Origin of the sequence: Streptomyces sp. NPDC051286 (assembly GCF_044455345.1) — a bacterium.
GTDB lineage: Bacteria > Actinomycetota > Actinomycetes > Streptomycetales > Streptomycetaceae > Streptomyces.
Map to the genome: position 1 here is coordinate 1 of NZ_JBITER010000050.1, position 21034 is coordinate 21034.

Annotated in this window: 19 protein-coding genes and 1 pseudogene; 11 read left to right on the top strand and 9 right to left on the bottom strand. The window is 68.5% G+C overall.

The genetic code is table 11. From position 1 onward, the window contains the following. Positions 1-769 precede the first annotated feature (769 nt). The 6 genes from ACIBB8_RS31670 to ACIBB8_RS31695 all read left to right on the top strand — a co-directional run bounded on the left by ACIBB8_RS31670 (position 770) and on the right by ACIBB8_RS31695 (position 6203). On the top strand, positions 770-1966 hold the full coding sequence (locus ACIBB8_RS31670) for a cytochrome P450 (protein WP_398957979.1): 1197 nt from the start codon (positions 770-772) through the stop codon (positions 1964-1966). Positions 1967-1997: 31 nt separating this feature from the next. Beyond that, positions 1998-2183 carry a ferredoxin gene (locus tag ACIBB8_RS31675; protein ID WP_398957981.1) on the top strand — a complete coding sequence of 62 codons (186 nt, stop codon included), beginning with the start codon at positions 1998-2000 and terminating at the stop codon, positions 2181-2183. 137 nt (positions 2184-2320) lie between these two features. Then, complete coding sequence (locus ACIBB8_RS31680) at positions 2321-2854, top strand: hypothetical protein (protein WP_398957983.1); 534 nt, start codon at positions 2321-2323, stop codon at positions 2852-2854. A gap of 43 nt (positions 2855-2897) precedes the next feature. After that, entirely contained in the window at positions 2898-3911 is a 1014-nt protein-coding gene (locus ACIBB8_RS31685; protein ID WP_398957985.1) for a hypothetical protein, read from the top strand. 20 nt (positions 3912-3931) lie between these two features. Continuing rightward, positions 3932-5266: a Dyp-type peroxidase gene (locus ACIBB8_RS31690; protein ID WP_398957987.1), complete on the top strand. Its 1335-nt coding sequence runs from the start codon at positions 3932-3934 to the stop codon at positions 5264-5266. Positions 5267-5330: 64 nt separating this feature from the next. Then, positions 5331-6203 (top strand): bile acid:sodium symporter family protein, encoded by an 873-nt coding sequence (locus ACIBB8_RS31695; RefSeq protein WP_398957989.1) that lies wholly within the window; start codon positions 5331-5333, stop codon positions 6201-6203. 454 nt (positions 6204-6657) lie between these two features. On the opposite strand, the gene ACIBB8_RS31700 is transcribed toward ACIBB8_RS31695, so the two are convergent. Next, the gene (locus ACIBB8_RS31700; RefSeq protein ID WP_398957991.1) at positions 6658-7623 is read right to left on the bottom strand and encodes an NADP-dependent oxidoreductase; all 966 of its coding nucleotides are present in this window, start codon (positions 7621-7623) and stop codon (positions 6658-6660) included. A 147-nt stretch (positions 7624-7770) separates the two neighbouring features. Here ACIBB8_RS31700 and ACIBB8_RS31705 point away from each other — a divergent pair, with 147 nt between their 5' ends. Continuing rightward, the gene (locus ACIBB8_RS31705) at positions 7771-8187 is read left to right on the top strand and encodes a hypothetical protein (RefSeq protein WP_398957994.1); all 417 of its coding nucleotides are present in this window, start codon (positions 7771-7773) and stop codon (positions 8185-8187) included. Between the two features lie 108 nt (positions 8188-8295). On the opposite strand, the gene ACIBB8_RS31710 is transcribed toward ACIBB8_RS31705, so the two are convergent. Next, positions 8296-9975: an MOSC domain-containing protein gene (locus ACIBB8_RS31710; RefSeq protein ID WP_398957996.1), complete on the bottom strand. Its 1680-nt coding sequence runs from the start codon at positions 9973-9975 to the stop codon at positions 8296-8298. A 518-nt stretch (positions 9976-10493) separates the two neighbouring features. On the opposite strand from ACIBB8_RS31710, the pseudogene ACIBB8_RS31715 reads away from it, so the two are divergent. Next, a pseudogene (locus ACIBB8_RS31715) lies at positions 10494-11146 on the top strand (HD domain-containing protein). 33 nt (positions 11147-11179) lie between these two features. Here ACIBB8_RS31715 and ACIBB8_RS31720 read toward each other — a convergent pair. Beyond that, positions 11180-11446, bottom strand: coding sequence for a hypothetical protein (locus ACIBB8_RS31720; protein WP_398957998.1), 267 nt, complete (start codon positions 11444-11446; stop codon positions 11180-11182). Positions 11447-11717: 271 nt separating this feature from the next. After that, a complete protein-coding gene (locus ACIBB8_RS31725) occupies positions 11718-12269 on the bottom strand; it encodes a glycoside hydrolase family 25 protein (RefSeq protein WP_398958001.1) in 552 nt (183 codons plus the stop codon). On the opposite strand from ACIBB8_RS31725, the gene ACIBB8_RS31730 reads away from it, so the two are divergent. Further along, the gene (locus ACIBB8_RS31730) at positions 12261-13118 is read left to right on the top strand and encodes an NADPH-dependent F420 reductase (protein WP_398958002.1); all 858 of its coding nucleotides are present in this window, start codon (positions 12261-12263) and stop codon (positions 13116-13118) included. The two genes, ACIBB8_RS31725 and ACIBB8_RS31730, sit on opposite strands and share 9 nt — an antisense overlap. 120 nt (positions 13119-13238) lie before the next feature. Here the strand turns inward: ACIBB8_RS31730 and ACIBB8_RS31735 are convergent, their stop codons facing one another. Further along, positions 13239-14588, bottom strand: coding sequence for a radical SAM protein (locus tag ACIBB8_RS31735; RefSeq protein ID WP_398958004.1), 1350 nt, complete (start codon positions 14586-14588; stop codon positions 13239-13241). Positions 14589-15035: 447 nt separating this feature from the next. Here ACIBB8_RS31735 and ACIBB8_RS31740 point away from each other — a divergent pair, with 447 nt between their 5' ends. Then, the gene (locus tag ACIBB8_RS31740) at positions 15036-15512 is read left to right on the top strand and encodes a hypothetical protein (protein WP_398958006.1); all 477 of its coding nucleotides are present in this window, start codon (positions 15036-15038) and stop codon (positions 15510-15512) included. 261 nt (positions 15513-15773) lie between these two features. Here ACIBB8_RS31740 and ACIBB8_RS31745 read toward each other — a convergent pair whose 3' ends face one another. Beyond that, positions 15774-16016, bottom strand: coding sequence for a hypothetical protein (locus tag ACIBB8_RS31745; RefSeq protein WP_398958008.1), 243 nt, complete (start codon positions 16014-16016; stop codon positions 15774-15776). A gap of 3 nt (positions 16017-16019) precedes the next feature. Next, the gene (locus ACIBB8_RS31750; RefSeq protein WP_398958041.1) at positions 16020-16697 is read right to left on the bottom strand and encodes a winged helix-turn-helix domain-containing protein; all 678 of its coding nucleotides are present in this window, start codon (positions 16695-16697) and stop codon (positions 16020-16022) included. A gap of 149 nt (positions 16698-16846) precedes the next feature. Here ACIBB8_RS31750 and ACIBB8_RS31755 point away from each other — a divergent pair, with 149 nt between their 5' ends. After that, positions 16847-17038, top strand: a complete 192-nt coding sequence (locus ACIBB8_RS31755) for a hypothetical protein (RefSeq protein WP_398958010.1) — start codon at positions 16847-16849, stop codon at positions 17036-17038. Positions 17039-17092: 54 nt separating this feature from the next. Here the strand turns inward: ACIBB8_RS31755 and ACIBB8_RS31760 are convergent, their stop codons facing one another. Both ACIBB8_RS31760 and ACIBB8_RS31765 read right to left on the bottom strand, forming a co-directional pair. Next, on the bottom strand, positions 17093-17263 hold the full coding sequence (locus ACIBB8_RS31760) for a hypothetical protein (protein ID WP_398958012.1): 171 nt from the start codon (positions 17261-17263) through the stop codon (positions 17093-17095). A 394-nt stretch (positions 17264-17657) separates the two neighbouring features. Next, positions 17658-20993, bottom strand: coding sequence for an amino acid adenylation domain-containing protein (locus ACIBB8_RS31765; RefSeq protein WP_398958015.1), 3336 nt, complete (start codon positions 20991-20993; stop codon positions 17658-17660). Positions 20994-21034 lie beyond the last annotated feature (41 nt).

The following is a 21034-nucleotide window of genomic DNA, read 5'->3' on the forward strand; positions in this document are numbered from 1 at the left end:
TGGACCGGACACGACCAGCACCACACCCGCAGCAGCCGCCTCGAACGCCTCGCCTACCGACTCACGGCCTGACCCAGGAATTACGCAGCAGAGTCTTCGGGGACACCAAAACTCAGTCTTCGCCCCGGCTGACGAAGTGCGGGGCGGGCTGACCACGGATGGGGGCGTACGCGCAGGACCACTCCTCGGGGGACGAGAGTCGAGGTACCCGCCAGCGGTGGACCGTCCGGCACCGACGGATGCGATTGCGGACGGTGAGATTCGTATCCGTGAGGTCGACGAAGGTGCGACCGACCGCCGTGAGAACCGCCCCTGCCGCGGCCCGGTGCGGCAGACAGGCCGTCTGAAGAGCCATCGGCTCTGTTGCCGTGTGCAGGGGGACGGCGCCCTCGTCCTTCCATTCAGCGGATGGTCGGACACCCTCCCTTCTCGTGAATCCCGGCGTGGCAACCGAAATCGGATTCCTCAGCATGTAGGACGTATGTGAGTCAGCACCGCACGTGCAGAACATGGCCGACCTTGTCGCCCTTTCTTCGTGCAGTCCTGATTCATGGGTCCATAGGCACGCACTCCGGATGCGACGCGTGCCCAACTACGCACGGAAATCCGGGCGCATCACCAAGGTGGCTCACCGCGCCCGGCCAAGGCAGCAGCCGGAATCAACGGTCCACAGCGAGTTGGCCGAACACTCACTAGACCATTTGGGTGCCTGAGGCATCCAGTGGGGAGAGGCCGCCAGGAATCCCCCACCCTGTATGCGAGGTCCGCCATGGCAGACATTGAGACCATTTCCTTTCCGCAGGACCGTACCTGTCCCTACCACCCGCCGACGGGGTACCGGCCTGCGCACCGGGGACCACAGCCCGTGTCGCCCGCCCGGCTCTTCGACGGCCGCACCGTGTGGCTCGTTACCGGGCACGCGGAGGCGCGAGCGTTGCTGGTCGACCCGCGGCTGTCGGCCGACCGGGAGAACCCTGCGTTTCCCGTGCTCACTGAGCGGGTGGCAGCGACCACTTTGCGACGCGTCGAACTGCTCGGTCTCGACGACCCCGAGCACAACGTTCAACGACGGATGCTGATTCCGAGCTTTACGGTCAAGCGCACAGCGGCCCTGCGGCCGCGGATCCAGGAGACCGTGGACAGACTGCTGGACGCGATCATCGAGCAGGGACCGCCGACCGATCTGGTCAGTGCCTTCGCGCTGCCCGTTCCGTCCATGGTCATTTGCGCGCTGCTCGGGGTGCCCTATGCCGACCACGAGTTCTTCGAGTCGCAGTCGCGCAGGCTGCTCCGCGGTCCCGCAGCCAGCGATATCGAGGCCGCGCGGGACGCACTCGACGACTACTTCCGAGACCTGATCCAACGCAAACGGTCCGACCCCGGCGAAGGATTGCTCGACGAGCTCATCGCCCAACAGCTCGACACCGGGGCTGTCGACCACGACGAACTGGTCCGACTGGCCGAAATCCTGCTTGTGGCCGGTCACGAGACGACCGCGAACATGATCTCGCTCGGTACCTTCACTCTGCTGCAGCATCCCGACCAGTTGGCCCGGGTGCGCGCCTCCAAGGACTTGATGCCTACTGCCGTCGAGGAACTGCTCCGCTTCCTCTCCATCGCCGACGGAATGTCTCGGGTGGCTACGCAGGACATCGAGGTGGGCGGGGTGACAATCCGGGCCGGGGACGGCGTCATCCTGTCCACGTCCGTGATCAACCGGGACGAGGCCGCATATCCCTCGCCGGACGAACTGGACCTCGGACGGAATTCGCACAACCATGTCGCGTTCGGCTTCGGTATCCATCAGTGCCTCGGTCAGAATCTGGCTCGGGCCGAAATGGAGATCGCGCTACACACGCTGTTCGACCGTCTTCCGGGACTACGACTGGCGGTACCCGCCGGCGATATCCCGTTCAAACCGGGTGACACTGTCCAAGGCATGGTCGAACTACCCGTGGCGTGGTGACCGAAATCCGAACGGAAAGGACCCTGTTGTGATGCGGATCAGTATCGACACGGATGTGTGCATCGGCGCCGGACAGTGCGTGCTTGCCGCGCCGAAAGTCTTCACTCAGGACGACGACGGTTTCAGCAAACTGCTGCCGGACCACGAGGACGCCGCCGGCCCCCTCGTCAGGGAGGCGGCACGCGCCTGCCCTGTACAAGCGATCACGATCACATAGCCGGCCAGGCTGCCGACGGGGTTGCCCGCACGGGAGGCTCCTGATGACGACAGTGCTGCTCATCAGGCAGCTGGAGTGGCTGCGTGGCACGATGAGAGGAGTTGTTCCCGGCCGGTAGGTGGCGGGAGGGAGCAGATATGGAGATCAAGCCGCAGGCGGCTGTCATCCCCAAGGAGATGGGCGATCTCGAGCAGGGGAAGTACGGCCCCGTATTTCCGAAGACACCGGCGTGTTACGGGTTCACCATCGTCGCGAGGGTCAAGCCGGGCCGAGCCGAGGCAATCCGTGAGCACGGCAACACCCTGGCCGAGGCGCTGGAGCGGGATCCGTATCTTCTGGCGCCGCTGAAGCTGCACTACCTGCGCTGGGTGCTCTTCGACGACGACACTCGTTTCATGTATCAGGGGATCTTCGACACCGACTTCGACAAGTACACCGAGGACGCCGTCGCACTGTTCAGCAAGGCGGGGGTGAGCACGGCCTTCGAGAACCTCGAAGGGTTTCCCGAGGACTGGAAGACCAACCCTGAGGCATTCGTCAGGTTCGTGCGTGAACACCACTGTCCGAGCTTCATCGAGTACGGCGAATATCCGTTCGTCACGGCCGACGAGATCAAGAAGGCTCTGCGGATCAAGAGCGCGCTGTCGGAGATGCTCGACCAACTGCAGTGAGAGCGGCTGCCGCACGCTCGTCCCACTGTGGATCGGAGACGAGATGAACGAGGTTACGACCGCACGTACCTACAATCAGAACCACATCCCTCGTGAGCGCACCCCTGGTCGGCGACGGGTGAGCGTCTACGTCTCGTGGAGCTATCCGGCGGAGGCGGGCAGGAACCCTGCCGAGCTGGACAATCGTTTCTCCACCATGACCGAGGTGCGGCGGGTGACCTGGCCCGCCTACGAGGACCCGAAGTGGTCCGAGCCGTCGCAGTTCCAGCAAGGCATCGCCGGTTCATTGGAGTTGTTCTTCTGGGCCTGGGTGCCGTTCCAGCAGTTCGTCGAGGAGACCACCGGACATCCCGTCCCCGTATACCAACGCATCGACCAGGCCGGTTTCCATACCCCGCTCGACGAGCGGGTACTGGCGGATACCGACACCTTGTTCGTGTTCGGGCTGGATCACATGATCACAGGACAGGAGCCCGAACCCGGTGAGGTCGAGGCACTGCGCGCATTCCTTGAACGTGAGGACACCCGTCTGGTCCTGGGACCTCACCATGACGTCGGGGCATCGGACGATCTGGCAGTGCGGGAGATCGAATACTGCCATCACGGCGATCCATTGGTTCCCCGCCAGCAGCGGTTCGCCACCTATGTCCGGGGCTTGATGCAGGGGCTCGGAGTACCCGTCGAGAACCGCTACGGACTGCGTCCCGCCGTACAAGGGCCGAACCGAATCGCCCCGTTCTCCCCGATCCGGGACGCGGATACGAGAGGCTGGCTGGACGGGGTGACGAACTTCAACTTCCACCAGCACCTTCCGCATTACGCCGTGACGAGCGACGAGCCGGATGTCATTCATCTGCTGGCTCGGCAGCCGATCGACACCTCCAGGCCGCATCCGTTCATCGAGGCAGGCAACACCGAGTTCAATATGTTCCTGTGGATGCCCCCGAGCGGTGAGCGGGCCGGCGATGTGCTGCTCGCGGACTCCACGATTTTCAGTTCGCTGTTCGGCGGCGACGAGAGCCTGCGGAATTTCTGGCGGAACCTCGTCACGAAATAGTGACGCAAGGAGGCGCGAGTGTGAGCACGAACGCGCGAGCCGTTCTGGAGCTCGACGACATTCAGCGCGGGGTCCTCACCCCTCGCCCTACGCCCTACGCGGCGACCTACGTGGCGTTCCGTATCGATGACCGGGCGCATGGAAGGGAGTTGATGCGGCGCGCGAGTGCGGTGGTGACTTCAGCCGCCGACTCGGCCAGCCCCCTGGGGGAGACGTGGGTGAGTGTCGCGGTCACCTCTCACGGGCTGAAGGCGCTGGGTGTGCCGCGCGCATCGATGGACACGTTCGCCTGGGAGTTCCGCCAAGGGATGGCAGCCCGCGCCAAGGCGCTGGGTGATGTCGGCCAGAGCGCCCCCGAGCACTGGGAAGCGCCGCTGGGCACGCCGGATGTCCATGTCGTGCTCACGGCGGTCGCGCCCGATGCCACGCGGTTGGCGGGGGCCCTCGATCGGGCCCGCGCCGCTTACGACCGGCTCCCCGGGGTGACCGCGATCTGGCGGCAGGACTGTTACGCGCTGCCCACTGAGACCGAGCATTTCGGCTACCGCGACGGTGTCAGCCATCCTGCCGTCGAGGGCAGCGGCTTCGCCGGGTCGAACCCGCTGGAGGTGCCTTTGAAGGCCGGCGAGTTCGTGCTCGGCTACCGGGACGAGATCGGCGGCATCCGCACGCTGCAGCCGGAGGTGCTGGGACGCAACGGCAGCTACGCGGTCTTCCGCAAACTCCACCAGCGGGTCGCCCTCTTCCGGCGCTATCTGCGGGACAACGCCACCGGACCCGAGGACGAGGAACTGCTGGCAGCCAAGATCATGGGACGCTGGCGCAGCGGTGCACCGCTGGCGCTCAGTCCGCAGCACGACGACCCCTCCCTCGGCGCCGACCCACAGCGCCGCAACACCTTCCTGTACGAGCGGGACGATCCGGTGGGCTTCACCACACCCAGCGGCTGTCACATCCGGCGGGCCAACCCCCGCGACGCGTCGGTGGCGGGCGAAGTGCGGCTCCACCGCATGATCAGACGCGGCGCCGCCTATGGTCCGCCGCTGCCCGAAGGAGTGCTGGAGGACGATGGTGCCGACCGCGGCCTGATGTTCGCGTTCATTGGGGCCCACCTCGGGCGTCAGTTCGAATTCGTGCAGTCCGAGTGGATGAACGACAGCGTCTTCTTCGGCGGCGGCAACGCCGGCGACCCCGTCACGGGATCCCACGACGGCGTGACCGGCTACACCATTCCCCGGCGGCCGGTGCGACGACGTCTGTCCCCACTGCCGCGGTTCGTTGTCACCCGCGGTGGCGAGTACTGCTTCCTGCCGGGCCTCAACGCCCTGCGCTGGCTCGGCGATCTCCAGGACTGACACTGCGGTCACGCGCACCGGGGCACCGCTCCGAGGCGCTCCGCGGCCCGAGGAGACATGCCTCATGGGCACCCTGCACCTGCTGTTCAATGCCGTCACCGTGATCTTCATCGCGGCCACCATGTTCACTGCCGGCCTGGGGGCCACCTTCGCGGCACTGCGGGGCGTTCTCACCGACGTCCCACTGCTGACCCTGTCTCTGATCGCCAACATGGTGGCCATCCCACTGCTCGGTTGGGGCATCGGTGCCCTGCTCAGCCTGCCCACCGCGTCATTCATCGCGCTCGTCCTGGTCGCCTCCTCCCCGGGCGGCCCCTTCGGCGCGAAGCTCGCCATGGTGCAAAAAGGCGACATCGTCGCAGCCGGGGCCGTGCAGGTGCTGCTTGCCGCCATCGGCAGCCTCACCTTCGCCCCGACTGTCAACGGCATCCTCACCGCCGCCAAGGTCGGCAATGGCATCTCCCTCGACGTGGGAGCGCTGGTACAGACTGTGGCACTCCTGCAGCTCGTTCCGTTCGCCATCGGCCTGCTGCTGCGCCGCTACGCGGCACTCACCGCACAAGCGTGGCACCCCACCGCGGCCGGGGTCTCGAACGTGACATTCCTGATCGTGCTGGCGGGCATGCTGGTCGGCAACTGGCAGAACGTCGTCGCGCTGCTCGGCTCACGCACGCTGCTGGCCGGGTTCGTCCTCGCAGCCGCCGCCTTCGCCGTCGGAACACTCCTGTCCACAGGGCCGCCGGTGCGCCGCACCGCCATGGGAGGCGTCACGGCAGTACGCAACGCGGGGCCCGCCCTGGCCGCGATCGGCATCGCCTTCGCCGACCAGCCCGCCATCCTGGGCGCCCTCGCCGCAGCCCTGCTGAGCGGTCTGGCGGCAGCCCTGCCGATCGCTGCCCTGCTCAGCAGCCGACGAAACGGCCCCGGAAACCCGTAAGACACGCTGCCCATGACACGCGTGGTCCATGAACAATGCCACGCGCACGCTCTCCGGCACCCCTCCTTCGGAGCTGTCGGCCCGGGGCCGAGCGCGCCGTCCCAACGCAAGCCGTGGTCCACGATCCGCAGCCGCTCGGGCATCTCGACCTCGTCGCGCAGGTCCTCCAGCGGGTGGACGGCGTGTGCCGGAGCCGTGTGCCGGGGCCGGTGGCACAGGTCAGGTGCGAGGCCCGGGTCGGGGCTGTTGGAATGGCCACAACGCCGCCCTGGAGGAATGCCTCGCCCGACAGTTCGCTGCCGTATTCCCTGTGGTCCAGCCTGTACAACACCCACTACATCTGTTCGACGAAGCCGACGGCTGCGGATACGGCACCGGCAACCAGGCCACCGTCACCATGCCGAACGACAAGAACTACCCGTACGAATCCGAACTGACGGCGACCGCCGTCCAGCTAGGTGCTCCGGTTGCCGTCCACATGGAGGACCACCTTGCCGCGCGGGTGTTCGGTCACAAGTACCTCGTAGGCCGCGCGGGCCTCGGTGAGTGGCACGACGCGATCCACCACCGGCGTCAGCCGGCCCTCGTCGATCAGTTCTGAGATGGCCACCAGACCGGCCCGGTCGGGTTCGACGATGAAGAACAGGGCGCGAACTTCGTGGGCGGCGGCCTTCTCAGGGTCAGGGGGCTGCACGATGCTGATGAGGGTGCCGCCGGGCCGGAGCGTCGCCCAGGAGCGGTCCTGCGTCTCTCCGCCCACCAGGTCAAGCACCACGTCGGCGTCCCGCACCAGGCCCTCGAACCGTTCGGCCCGGTAGTCGATGACCCGCTGCGCACCGAGCGCGGTGACGAAGTCAATGTCGCGCGCGGAAGCGGTGGCCGTCACGCGCCCTCCCAGCGCCGTAGCAATCTGCACGGCGAAGGTACCCACACCGCCGGCGCCGCCGTGAACCAGGACGCGCTGTCCCGGTTGCAGCTCGGCATGGTCGACCAACGCCTGCCATGCGGTGAGGGCCGCGAGCGGTACAGCCGCCGTGCGGTCATGGTCCAACTGGGACGGTTTGGCGGCGAGCATGCTTGCGGGAACGGCAACGTACTCGGCTGCCGCACCGTCGCGGGTGAACGGGATCAGCCCGTAGACCTCGTCGCCGACAGCGAGATCGGTCACCCCGAAGCCGACTTGGGCCACAACGCCGGAGACCTCGTGCGAGGGAATGGTCGGCGTTCGGTCGCGCCCCGTCCCGTCAAGGCTGTCGGTCCAGCTGGCGTCCCATTCGAGTTCGCCGGCGGTGATGGAGGCGGCGTACACCGCGACGAGCACTTCGCCGGTGGCCGGTTCGGGGCATGGGGCCGACTCGTAGACGAATTGTTCCGGGCCGCCCCGTCGGTGGGCCCGGACGGCGTGCATCGTACTGGTCATGAGGAGATCACTCCCGCGATCGGACCGACCTCAGTCGGTCATACCGGCCCGATCACTCCTTGGACGGCGGCTCGCTCCTCATCGGGCCCGCACCGGACGCATGGCTTCATCATCGACTTCGAGCAGGCGTCACTGGGCAGCGGCTTGATGGAGCTGGCCCATCTGCGCATCGGTTTCCCGACCTGCTGGTGTGTCACTTCGGCGTCCGTGCCGCTGCTGGAACGGGCGGAGCGCGCATACCGCACGGTGTGGCGCACCGCGACCGGCTACGAGACCCAGGACAGCCTCGCCGACGCGTGCGCCGGCTGGCTGCTCCGCGGCGACGCGCTGGTCGAGCGGGCACGCCGCGAGAACAATGACCACCTGGCCCGGATTCCGCACCGGGACTGGAAGTGGGGCACGGCGACAGCCCGGGAACGGCTCGTCCACCGGCTCGGTGTCGTCAGCCAGCTGACCGCCAACCGCACCTCCCTCAGCGGGGTGAGCAGCCTCACCGCCGGCATGCGCCAACAAATGCTCGCTCGCTGGCCCGCACTTCGGCCAGTCCCGGCAAAGCGACCTTAGAGGTCGGCTGGCACCCCGGAATCGTCGGCTAATCACTGACATGCCGACCTGTCTCATGCCCAGGAAGCCGTTGGTCAGCTGATCATCTGCTGTTCGGCGCGGAGGGAGTCACAGATCGAGGATGAGATCCGCGGGTGGTTGTGAGCAGCAGATGAGCGCGTTGCCCTCGGCCGGCAGGTCGATGGGGTCAGGAGAGTAGTCGACACCGCCGGAGACGACTGCTGTCTCGCAGGTGTGACAGACACCGGTGCGGCACGACCATCGCACTGGGACGTCGCATGCCTCGGCGAGTTCCAGGAGTGTGCCGTAGCCGGGGTCCCAGGGAACGGTCAGGCTGCTGCGGGCGAAAGTGACGGAGGGGCCAGTACCCGGTCCGGGCGGATGGGTGGGCAAATGGGGAGCCGGTGCATCGGTCGGAACCACTCCGGGCGTCATCGCGGTCACGGATCCAAAGGTCTCTGTGTGGATCCGCCCAGGGGCCAGGCCGCAGTCCACCAGTGCTTGTGTCATGTCGTCCATGAACGCCACCGGACCGCAGATGTAGGCGTTGGCGTCCTCCGGGATTCCAAGGTCCGCGAGAAGCTGGGCGGTGAGCCGACCGGTGGAGGTGTAGTCGTCGCCGAGACGGTCGTCGTCGCGTGGGCGGCTGTACGAGACATGCCGTCGGCCGGACGGCAGGCGTGACAGCAGAGTGCACACCTCGTCGGCGAAAGGATGCTCGGTGCCGTCCCGGGCTCCATGCACCCACCACACTGCGCGGGGATCACGGTTGTCGGCGAGCGCATGGAGCATGGCGAGCACCGGGGTGGCCCCGACGCCGGCGGAGACCAGCACAATGGCTGCCTCGTTGTTGTCGAGGATGAACGTGCCTCGCGGAGCGGCCACTTCGAGTACGTCGTCGACCACGACGTGTTGATGCAAGTAGCTGCTGCCCACGCCATGGGGTTCCTGCTTGACGCTGATCCGGTAGTGGTCGTCCCCCGGGCGCCCGGACAGGGAGTAGCTGCGAATGACCGGCGCGCCCTGTGGGTCGGGACGCATCCTGACTGTGACGAACTGGCCTGGCAGTGCTGGTGGAAGCGGGCTGCCGTCGGTAGCGGCGAGAGTGAGGGAAAAGATACTCCTGCTCTCGGGGGCGATGCCCGTGACCGTCAGGGGACGGAAGCCCGGCCAGGCCGGTGGCGGGCTGCTCGCGGCTGCAGTCAGGCCCGTATTGCCTCCCGTATTGCCTGTTGACCAGCCCTTCGAGTCGTAGTCGTCCAGGAGCGACTGCATGGACGTCTTCCAGCCGGGGCTGAGCGCGGGAATGCGGAGCGCCCGCTCCACTTGGGAGCGCGAACGCCCGGGTCTGTAGAGGACGGCGTCGACCTCCGCGACGGTCATGGCTTCCGGCCCCGTGGAGACTTTGACGATCTCGTCACCGGCCTGGACGATCCCCTCGGCCAGCACCTTCAGGTAGAAGCCGGGGCGTCCATGGGCGACCAGCAGGGCGGGCATCTGCGGTTCGTCCATGCGAAGACCCACGCGATAGCAGGTCACCCGGGGCTGCGTGACTTCGAACAACGCATCGCCGATGCGGTACTGGTCGCCGATGCACACCTCGTCGTCGGGCAGTCCGTCCACGGTGAAGTTCTCACCGAACTGGCCGTGAGTGAAATCGTTGCGGTGCAGGTGCTCCTGCCAGTACCGATAGGAGTCCATCTGGTACACCAGCACTGCCCGGTACGGCCCGCCGTGACCGGTGAGGTCGCCCTGGCCGTCTCCGTCGATGTTCAGCTTCCTGACCATCCGCGGGCCCGTGACTGGGTGCTTCCATACACCCGTATGCGTCTCTCGGCCCTTCCAAAGAACATCCCGGGGCATCCCGACATTCACCGCGACGAGTGTGGCCATCCGTGCATCTCCCTGGTCGAACGGACCGCCCCCATCGCCGCCACGCTAATACGCCAACTGTCGATGGCACGTGCAGGACACGTGACGCAGCGGCCTGCACGGATCTCCTTTTCAGCACAGGTCCGTGCTGCTCATGGGCGGGCCAGGAACGGGAGTGGCACTGCATGGGAGGGACGCAGCAGTCGCCGGGGTCCGGATTCGCCAGGACCTCCCGGACTGGCGTCCGAAAACCATCCCGTCCGTGGCGGAGGCCGGAGCGAGGTCGATCCGAATCAGGTCCATGCCAATAGCCGGCATCAGAGGTCTCCCCCGGGTCCTCGGCGTGCTTTCGCCACGATGCGCGGGTTGCCGCTCCACCGGCGAACACGGAAGGTGGAGCCAATGGCTGTCCACTCACAAGAAGGTACAGGTGGATGACAGCGCCCATCGCGCCGCCCTCCGCAGCCGGTATCCGTGCACCGGACACCGGAATCGCGCGCGAAGCGGACCAGCTGGTCCGGGACACCACGAGCGAGCTCATCTACCACCACTCACGGCGCGTCTTCTGGTTCGGCGCCCTGCAGGGACGCCGTCGCGATCTGAGCTTCGATCCCGAACTCCTCTACATCGGCGCTCTCTTCCACGACCTCGGGCTCGGCGAGCGCTTCCACGGGAGCGGCTGGCGGTTCGAGGTGGACAGCGCGGACGAGGCCCGGCGATTCCTCCAGTCGCACCATGTGCCGGAGGACAGCATCCGGCGCGTGTGGACCGCCATTGCGCTGCACACGACGCCTGGTATCCCGCAGTTCATGGAGCCGGAAGTAGCTCTGGTGACGGCCGGGGTCGAATACGACGTGCTCGGTATCGGCTACGAGGAGATCTCGGAGGCCGACCGGGCGGAGATTGTCGCCCTGCATCCCCGGCCGGACTTCAAGCGGCGCATTCTCGCTGCGTTCACCGACGGGGTCCGGCCCAAACCGGAGACGACCTTCGGCAAGTGAAGGCCGATGTGCTGCAGAACTATGTGCCTGGTTTCGAACGCGGGGACTTCGTCCGTGCGATCCTCGGCTCCCCATGGCCGGAGTGAGCGGGCGCAACCGGTCCGCACCGCGGTGGCGGTTCAGTCCGCTTGGGTAATCGCACCGCGGAGCATGGCCACGGTCGTGGCCGCCGCCCGACGCTCCGTGTCGTCCTCTGTCGTACGCACACGCTCCTCCAGGAGCACAACGGCCGCCTGGAGGACCCCGATGCGCACCGGAACGCTCCGCATTCCGGCCAGTACCGCGGCCGCCTGCTCCGCCGGGGTCACGCTCGAAGTCTGCGGGATGAGGGTGGTGATGCCGCGCCCGAGCGCACGGTCGCGGGGCGGTTGAGCTGCTGAGGTCACCGGAGAATTCTGCCGCACCGGAACCCTGGATTCGGTCAGCGACTTGGCCATTGTCCGCCCTCTTCAGCGAAACCGCGGGCAACAGTGGCTTTCGTGGGCCGTCCTCCACTTCGGACTGCGCGTCGGGCCGGCGTCACGGCGCCGGATCCGGACCATGCGTCTCGCGCAATGACGGAAGCCTCGAAGCAGGGCATTTCAAGTGTCCGGAATGCGCTTGCCCGGCGATCGCGGCCCCTCACGGGCGCGGCCCGCCGCCGAGTCTGGCAAGCGGTCATGGTCGCGCCCAGGTGCGCATGGCGCTGCGTGAGGCGAAGGCGGCCACGTCCTTGTCGAGCGGGTGGTCGGCGTACTGATGGATGCGCCAGGGCGCCTCGATACGGGGATGTCCGGCGGTCACGTAGTCGGCGATCCACAGACCGTCACCGGCATAGGACGTGGTGTCGTAGTTCAGCCAGAAGTGCCGGTTGCAGTAGAGCAGGACCCGGTGGTGCGGCCTCAGGCGCTTGACCTCGCGGATGAAGCGGTCCTTCTCGGCATCGCTCGCCCGTGTTCCATCACCGGTCACTTCCCAGTCCACGGCGAGCAGATCGCCTGCCTTCTCCGGGGCCTTGCTGACAAAGTACTCTGCCTGCGCGGTGAGGTTTCCCGGCCACAGGAAGTGATAGAAGCCGACCACGCATTCTGCGTCCCTGGCTCGCTTGACCTGTGCGGACAGGTGCGGGTTGACGTACGAAGCGCCCTCGGTGGCCTTGATGAAAACGAAGTCGATTCCGTCCGTGTCGAAGGACGACTGATACGAGCTGACATCGACGCCATGCAGCATGGGCACCGCCTTCAAGTGGGCTCTGTGGTTCCGTTTCTCTCTCTGTACGTGCCCGCAGCCGCCGGTTCCCATCCGTCCCTCCCCAGGGGGACGTTCTTCCAGCCACCCGGAATAGGCCTCCGCATCGGCGAGTTGGTGGAACGACAAGACGGCATTGCACTTCGCAGGCACCATCGGAAGGTCGGATCCATGAAGATCGGCATCATCGGAGCGGGCAACATCGGCGGCAACCTGACCCGGCGTCTCACCGCGCTGGGCCACGAGGTGTCCGTCGCCAATTCCCGTGGCCCGCAGACGCTCACAGCGCTCGCTGAGGAGACCGGAGCCACCCCTGTCACTGTGGCGGAGGCAGCACGAGGGGCGCGCGTCGTCGTCGTCACCATCCCGGTCAAGGCCGTCCCCGGCCTGCCCGCGGGGTTCCTCGACGGGGCGACGGAGGGTGTGGTCGTCATCGACACCGGCAACTACTACCCACAGCAGCGCGACGGCCGTATCACCGCCATCGAGGACGGCCTGCCGGAGAGCAGGTGGACCGAGGAGCAGATCGGTCACCCGGTGATCAAGGCATTCAACGGGACGTACGCGGAGGACATCCTCTCCAAGCCGCTCCCGAAGGGCAGCCCAGGCCGTCAGGCCCTGCCGGTCGCCGGTGACGACGCGGCCGCCAAGCAGACCGTGCGCGACCTCATCGACGAGCTGGGCTTCGACACGGTGGACGCCGGCGGCTTGGACGAGTCGTGGCGCCAGCAGCCCGGCACGCCCGTCTACGGCAACCAGGGCGATGCCGAGACCATCGCGAAGGCGCTGGCCGAAGCGTCCCCGGAGCGTACGGCGGAGTGGCGCGCCTGACGGAGCGGCGCGCCGCTCCGTCCATCGCCGACGCGGACGGCGCGGACAACGCCCTGCCGGGGCTTCGCCGAGGTCGTAGGTGAACTCGCGTCCGACGCACAGGCGTTGTCCGACGGCTGACTACCGTGCGTCGTCCGGTGCGGCCGGGAGGCTGTCCATGAACGAGCTGACGGAGAACACGGCGCGACCGGGTCCGGGCGGGCCGTAACCGGGCGGCGAGCTGAGCCCGTACTCCTCCATCGTCGAGCGGTACGCGTCAAGCAGCCGGATGTGGTACTCCAGTGGCGCACCGTCCGGGTTGGTCTTTCCCAGCGGCGTGGTGGGCTCCGGGCACCATGTCGTGAAGCGCGGGGTGATGCCGTGCGACATGAAGAACCGCAGGCCCTCGGTGGTCGAGTCGATGGCCTCGTCGACGGTCGTGAAGCCAAATGGCTCGGCCATCTCCACGCCCGCCACGAAGTTGGGAATGACGTTGCGGGCGCCGAAGACGTCGGCGGAGTCCAGGATCCGGCGGTGCCACTCGTCGCGGCCCACGTAGCGCTCCTTGCCGGGGCAGTACAGCTCGAACAGCCGCCGGTCCCACACTTCGTAGTTGGGGTGATAGATCTGGACACCGTAGTCGTGGAAGCGCTGGACATCGGCTTTCGGCAGTGCCTGCGCGACGACCTTGCCGATCCAGCGGCCGGGGAAGGCGTCCTCGATCGCCTTGGCGTACTGCCCGTAGAAGTCGGCTTCGTCGCGCCCCCCGATGTGGGAGGTGATGGCGCCGCCGGTCAGGGTGTAGGCGGTGGAGGTCTTCGCGGTGTCGTAGCGGTCGATGATGGCGAGTGCTTCCAGCACCTCCTCGACCGGCTTGACCCCGGTGTAGGGACGTCCCGCGGCCTTGTGCTGGCGCCAGTTGTGGTTGATGTCGCAGTACTGACACTCCTCCTTGGCACCGAAGTACTGGCAGACGCGGAAGACCGTCAGATAGACGAGGTAGCCCCACTGGATGGTGGGCGCGACCTCCATCACCGACTTGCCGTTGGCAAGCGTGTGCCGGTAGTAGTCCGGCATCGGTGGCAGCCCCACGTCCGAGATCCGCCTGCCGTCCAGGTACAGCCCCAGGACGCCGTCCCTGTCGGCCGCGACGCGGTAGGGCGACGCCGGGTTCACCCGTACCGAAACAACCGTGCGGCGCAGCTCGTACGGGCCTCCGGTGAGCACGATCTCCTCCGGCGGGCGTCGCAGTGCGGCCGCTCCCAGCTCCGGCAGGGTGCCGTGGTCGAAGGAGAAGATGAAGTACGACTTCGGCTTGACGTCGCCGTCCTCGTTGTCACTGAGCGCGGACTCGTCGAACGCCACACCGCCGCGGAGCAAGTCCTCCTTGATGACGGCTTCCCGCGGCACGTGCGGGAACCGTTCCATCAGCCGCTCGATCAGGTGGGTGCGGCTGGGGTCGTTGCGGCTGGTGTCGGTACGGCTGGGCATGTACGGGGCTCCTCGGTCCGGTCGTCGAAAGTTCTTCCGGGTACGCCACACTCTGCAACGAACCAAGGGCGTGATCCGTTCGCGACGATCGTCCGCATCCCTTCACTTCGCCGTCCGTGGACCGGAGACCGGAGACCTGCGATGCCCCGCACCATGTCCGTGTCGGACAGCGCCGTGATCGCCTCTCCCCCACCTACGGTGTACGCGCAGCTCCGCAACCCTCCGGCGATGGGATGCCGGGGCCCGGAGAACCGTGGCGCCATCGCGCTCGGGGAGCGTCGGGTGGCGTACTCGGCATGGATTTCCAGGGCCGCACCAAGCGCGGCCACATCGTGACGGGCGACGTCCACGTCCGCGGGGTCGTCGCCGGCCGGACGGGGGTCCGGGACCCTTGTCAGTGGGGCGCAGCACACTGGCAGGAGCGCGGGACGGGTAAAGGGGACGCGGATGGACAGCGAGCACGACACCGGTTTCGAACCGGCCACCGGGGACGGCCCTTTGGTCCCGGGGCCGGCGGAGAAGCGTGCTGCGTCGGTGCGGACGGCGTGGGAGGGGCTGCTGCAGATCCGGCGGCTGACGAACAACGGGCGGGCGGACCGGGAGGGCCTACCGGCTCCGTGGGAGCTCCATCGGGCGGTGCGGGCGGTCGCGCTGGCGCTGGAGGCGGCCGGTGTGCCCGCATCGGCCGTTGATGCGTCCGGGCAGCGGGTCGCTTCCGGGTACCGGGTACAGGAGGGCGGGCCGCCCGGCACCGTACGGGTGGAGTGGCTCGGTCCGCCGGGCAGCGGGGCTGCGCACGAGGAGGAGGCGGAACTCACCCAGTGCGCGGCCGCGCTGGGGCAGCTGGGCTGGACGGCGCTGCTGTACCGCGGGCCGCGACGCCGACGGTTCCTGGAGGTCGAGCCGTCAACTACGCCGCCGTAAACGACAAGGCTTGCTGACTCGGTTCGATACGGCTTTGCTCACGCTGCCGACTGCCCCCCAGACAGGGCGGTCGCGGGTCACATCTACCGCTCCCGGCTTGGGCCGGGAGCGGATCGGGCATGTTGACGAATACCCACGCCGAGCGTGCGCGGTTGCGCACGCTGACCCCGGCGACATGGCCGGCCGGCCCAGCGAGGCCTGCTCGCCGCCACTCGGGCAACGCCACATAGGTCGCTTCCGGATAATCCGCCACGGATCGAATCACGGCTGGACATGACTGCCATGGCACCCACCCGCACCGAAGTCGCTGTCCTCGTACGAAGCCACGACCTGGGCGCTCTGCAGGGCGGTCTGATCGAGACCGTTGATCAGGCTGGCGTGCAGCCAGACGACGAGCAGCGCGGCGGCTCCGGCCAGCCCGGCCGTCATGACCACGGCCGCGGCGGCGGTCAGCCGCAGCCGCAACGACCGGCGGGCCCACCAGGACCGAACGACGGCGGACATCCGTCACCTCGCGCCGCTGCGCAGCCGGTAGCCGACCCCGCGGACGGTCTCGATGGTCCGACGGTCGAACGGGACGTCGATCTTGCGCCGGAGGTAGCCGACATACACCTCGACGATGTTGGTGTCGCCGTCGAAGTGCTCGTCCCACACGTGGGAGAGAATGTCCGTCTTGCTGATCACCTCGTCGGGGTGCCTGAGCAGGTATTCCAGGAGTGTGAACTCCCTTGCCGTCAGGTCGATGTCACGGTACCCACGGCGGCAGCTGTGGCGCGCCGGGTCCAGGGCGAGGTCGCCGACGGTGAGCACGGCGGGCCGGGCGGGTGCTCCGCGGCGCAGCAGGGCCCTCAGGTGGGCGACGAGCACCACGTAGGAGAACGGCTTCCTCAGGTAGTCGTCGGCGCCGAGATCGAGGGCGTCCGCCTCGTCGTATTCCCCGTCCTTCGCCGTGAGCATCAGCACCGGCGTCCAGACCCTGGCCGCCCGCAGCCGTTTCAGGACCTCGTAGCCCGACATGGAGGGCAGCAAGATGTCCAGCCCGATGACGTCGTAGGGCTCGTGGAGAGCCCGCCACAGTCCGTCCGCGCCGTCGTGTGCGACGTCGGCGACGAAGCCCTCCGCGGCAAGTCCATCGGCGATCGCCTCGGCGAGTGCTTGCTCGTCCTCGATGATCAGCATCCGCATGGCAGCCTCTCTCTCCATCCACCGTAGCTCCGGACCGGCGGCTGTTTCTGAGAGGACCCTGAGGATCGGTTCGGCTCTCAGCCTCCTCTCAGTGCCCCGGTCACAGGCTGGAATCGTCAAACAGGCACGTCCGGGCAAGGTGAGGAATGATGACGGGCCCCCGAGACGAGCGCCGGGACCGGGACACCGGGGAGCGCATGCGGCACGACGACGACCGCGACCGGCGGGCAACCGACGTCCGCCGAGTCGGCGGGCGGCCCGAGGGACGGCGAGAGACGGACCTCGACGAGCGGCAGCGCCTGGTGCGCACGTCGCGCGTCGCCGATCAGCCGTTCCGCTGACGGCGCATGCGGCCGGTCCGTGCTCCGCGGGTCACGGACCGGCCGCATGCACCGTCAGCCGCTGCGGATGGCGATCGCCGCGATACGGCTTCCGTCCATGGTGGCCTCTGCGATCGTCCAGCCCGGCAGCCCCTCGGGCGACGCGGCACCGGTGCCGACGTAGTCGGTGGACAGCCCCCGGGTCAGGCCCGTGCCAAGACCCCTGAGGCAGGCCTCCTTGCGCACCCAGATCCGGGCGAAGGCGAGAGGCCGCTCGTCCTCGGGCAGGGCGACCGAAGCCCGGGGTGGGCCCGGCGAGGTAGCCGCCGAGGCAGAATCCCGGATAGCGCCCGCCGTCGTGGACGAGTCGCGGATCGCCCGGCGCTGCCGCCGCAGTTTCCGGTAGGCGCGGGAGAGGGTGCCGCCCCGGGCTGGGCGTACAGCACGGCGTGGGCCACGGACTCGGCCGACAGCTGGAGTGTCTCGTCCGGGCCGGTGAAGCGGACGTCCCGATCCCACGGACCGGAGGCAAGAAGTCCGGCGACCGCCTCGGGGCAACCGGGCAGCGAGGCCCGCCCCCGGTGGACGAGGGCGAGAGGGCGGCGCCCCCGCCGTGGTGTCGGAGTGCGCCATGGCTGCCTCAGCGCGCGCGCTTCGTCGGCTGGGACCTCGCACGCCGGCCGGTGGCCGTTGCTTTGAGCCCTTCGGCGGGGAGCCCGTGCCAGCTCGTTCCCGGCATCAGCCGCTCGCCCTTCATGACCAGGGTCAGTGCCCCGAGCCGGACATCGGCGCCCACCACCGCGTCGTAGAGCACGATCGTCCGCGGGCCGATGCTCGTGCCGGGGCCGACGGTCACCTTCGACATTTTCATCACGCGGTCCTCGAACAGGTGCGTCTGCAGTGAGACCTGCAGGCCGATCGCGGCGTCGTCGCCCACCTCCACCAGATCGAACTCGGTGAGGTACGTGGTTCCGATCCAGGTGCGCCGTCCGATGGCGGCGCCGAACCGGCGGAGCACCGGCGGCAGGAACGGCGTCCCCACCAGGAGAGCCACGCCTGCCGGGACGGCGGCCGCCTCGAAGAGACCGGTGACGAATTCCGTACGGCGCACGAACAGGCTCCACAGGGGCTCGACGTGCGGCCGGTACTTTCCGGCGACCATCCACTTGACCAGCGCGCAGAACCCGATGACGGCCAGCACCGCGCCCATGGAGAGGAACGGTGACACGAGCAGCGGCACCAGCGGTCCTGTTCGGCGGGCAGTGCCGGTCAGGGCCAACAGGTACAGGAAGGCACTGGTGGCGAGCACCGAGGCGGGCACGGTGGCGCGGAAGAACTCGATGGCCAGGCGGCCGAGCACGGCCTTGCGGGTGGGCCGGAACGTCAGCTCCTCGGGGTACGAACCACTGGCCTGGCGTACCGGCAGCCGCAGTGCGGGCGAGCCCAGCCAGGTGCTGTCGGCGGGCACCCGGTCCGGGGGCGGCACCGTGCCCACTCCGATCAGACTGCCCGGGCCGAGCCGCGTTCCGGCGGGAACAAGCGCCGAGTTGCCGACGAACGCGCGCCCGCCGACCTCGGTGGACCGGAACGCCATGCGGTCGGCCGCGAAGGTGGCGACGCCGACGCCGGCCATGTCGGCGACGAAGCTGCCGTCACCGAGGGTGAGCAGGTCCGGGTCGATGTGCGCCGCGGTGGAGACTTCGGCGCGCCGGCCGATGCGGGCGCCGAGCAGCCGCAGCCACGGAGCCGTGTAAAGCGTGGCGTAGAGCGAGCTGGTGAGTAGCAGGCTGTGTTCCAGCAGCTTGTCGGCGATCCACTTGCGCACGCCGAGTGCCGAGCGCGCCGGGTGGATCCCCAGGGGTGTCCTCGGCAGGACAACCCGCTTGCCGGCGGCGACGACCAGGCACACCGTGGCCACGAAGACCGGGCCGGACAGCGCGGTGGCGGCGAGACCGGCGGTCGTGCCGATGTGCAGCCAGGCCCACCAGAACACGGCGATGCTCGGCAGCGGCATGGCGATCACGGCCACCTCCAGCAGGGGGGCCAGGCCGGCGCGGGCGATCCTCGCGCGGCCGTGCCGCAGGGGCGCCGGGCGGGGCTGCTCCGACGGGCGAGGGGCATCCGCGGAGGCACGCAGGCGTGCCGCGAACGCGCGCACGGTCGGGTTCTCGTACAGGTCACGCAGTGTGGCGCCGGTCCCGCCGTCCCGCCCGCGCAGCAGCGACACGGCGCGGGCGGCGAGCAGGGAGTGACCGCCGAGATCGGTGAAGAAGTCGGCCTCCGCCGACAGCTCCTCGGGTGCGATGCCGAGCACCTGCGCCCAGGCATTGCGCACCCTCGTCTCCAGCTCACCGCGGGCCGGCGCCACGTTGCCGGTGCCGACGAGCCGGCGGCCGGTCGGTGCGGGCAGCCGCGTACGGTCGGTCTTGCCGCTCGGCATGACCGGCAGCCGGTCGAGGAAGTCCAGCGCCGAGGGCACCATGTAGGCGGGCAGCGAGCGACGCAGGCGCTCGTACAGCCGGGCGGCGAGGGCATCGTCGGGCAGCGCGCCGTTCTTGGCGCGCACGACGTAGGCAGCGAGAATGCGGTCGCCGTCGTGCCCGTTGCGCGGGGCCACGAGGGCGGTGCCCGCCTGGGCCACGCCGGGGTCCTCCATCAGTACGTTGTCGATCTCGTCCAACGACACCCGGTAACCGCGGATCTTCACCTCGGCGTCGGCGCGGCCGAGGTACTCGATCTGCCCTTCGTCGGTCATCCTGCCGAGGTCTCCGGTGCGGTATAGGCGGCCGCCACCGGGCGCCAAGGGGTGCTCGACGAAGCGGTCGGCGGTCAGGTCCGGCCGGCCCGCATAGCCACGGGCGAGGCCGGGACCGCCCAGGCAGATCTCGCCGACGGCGCCATGCGGCACCGGCCGGCGCCGCTCGTCGAGGAGGACCGCCGAGTACGTCGGCAGGGGGCGGCCGATGGTCACCGGTCGCCCCGGCAGAAGTTCCTGCCAGGTCGCCGTGACGGTGGCCTCGGTCGGCCCGTATGTGTTGAGGATGCGCCGTCCCGGCCTGCTCCACCGTTGGACGAGTGAGGCAGGGCACGCCTCACCGCCCACGACGACGCTGCGGATCCGCGGGAGGTCGCGCGGGATCGTCGCCAGCAGCGTCGGTACGCAGTACAGCATGGTCACGTCGTGCTCGTCGAGGAAGTCGGCGAGTTCGTCGGCGAGCCGTCCCGGGCCGTCCGGTCCGGCGACGAGCGTGGCGCCGGCCGCCCAGGTGGGCCAGATCTCCTCGATGGAGAAGTCGAACGAGATGGTCATGCCCTGGTACACCCGGTCCTGCGTCCGGACGCCGTAGATCGGGGACACGAAGCGCAGGAAGTTGCAGATGCTCGACTGGGCGATCTCCACGCCTTTGGGCCGACCGCTGGACCCCGAGGTGTACATGACGTAAGCGAGAGGATCATCCTCGCCCTGGGCCTCGGCAGGCGGGCGCGAGGACGCCACTGGTGGCAGATCTCCGGCGCACGCGTCGATCTCGATCACCGGGCACGCCCTGCGCGGCCCCGCCCGGGTGGCGACGGCCGCGAAAGCGGACGTGGTCAGCACCACGGTGGCGCCCGCGTCACTCAAGATGAAGGCGACCCGGTCCGGCGGCGCCGCGGGATCGATCGGCACGAATGCTGCACCCGTCTTGCAGACGCCCAGCAAGTACACGTACATGTCCACGGACCGGGGCAACAGCAGAGCCGCGCGCCTGCCCGGACCGATGCCGATACTGCGCAGCCGGTGGGCGACTCGATTGGCTCGGGCGTCGAGGCCTGCGTAGGTCAGACGGTGTGATCCGCATTCGAGGGCGACGGCCGACGGTGCCCGGTCGCAGGCGTCCTCGAAGAAACAGTGCAGTCTGCCGGCAGTGTCCGCAGCCTCCGGGGCGGTGCGGGCCCGGGCCGGATCGACGGGGAGGGCGACGGTACGCGGGGCCATGGGCTCCACCCTTCCGGTCCACGAGGTGCTCGGTCGTTCCC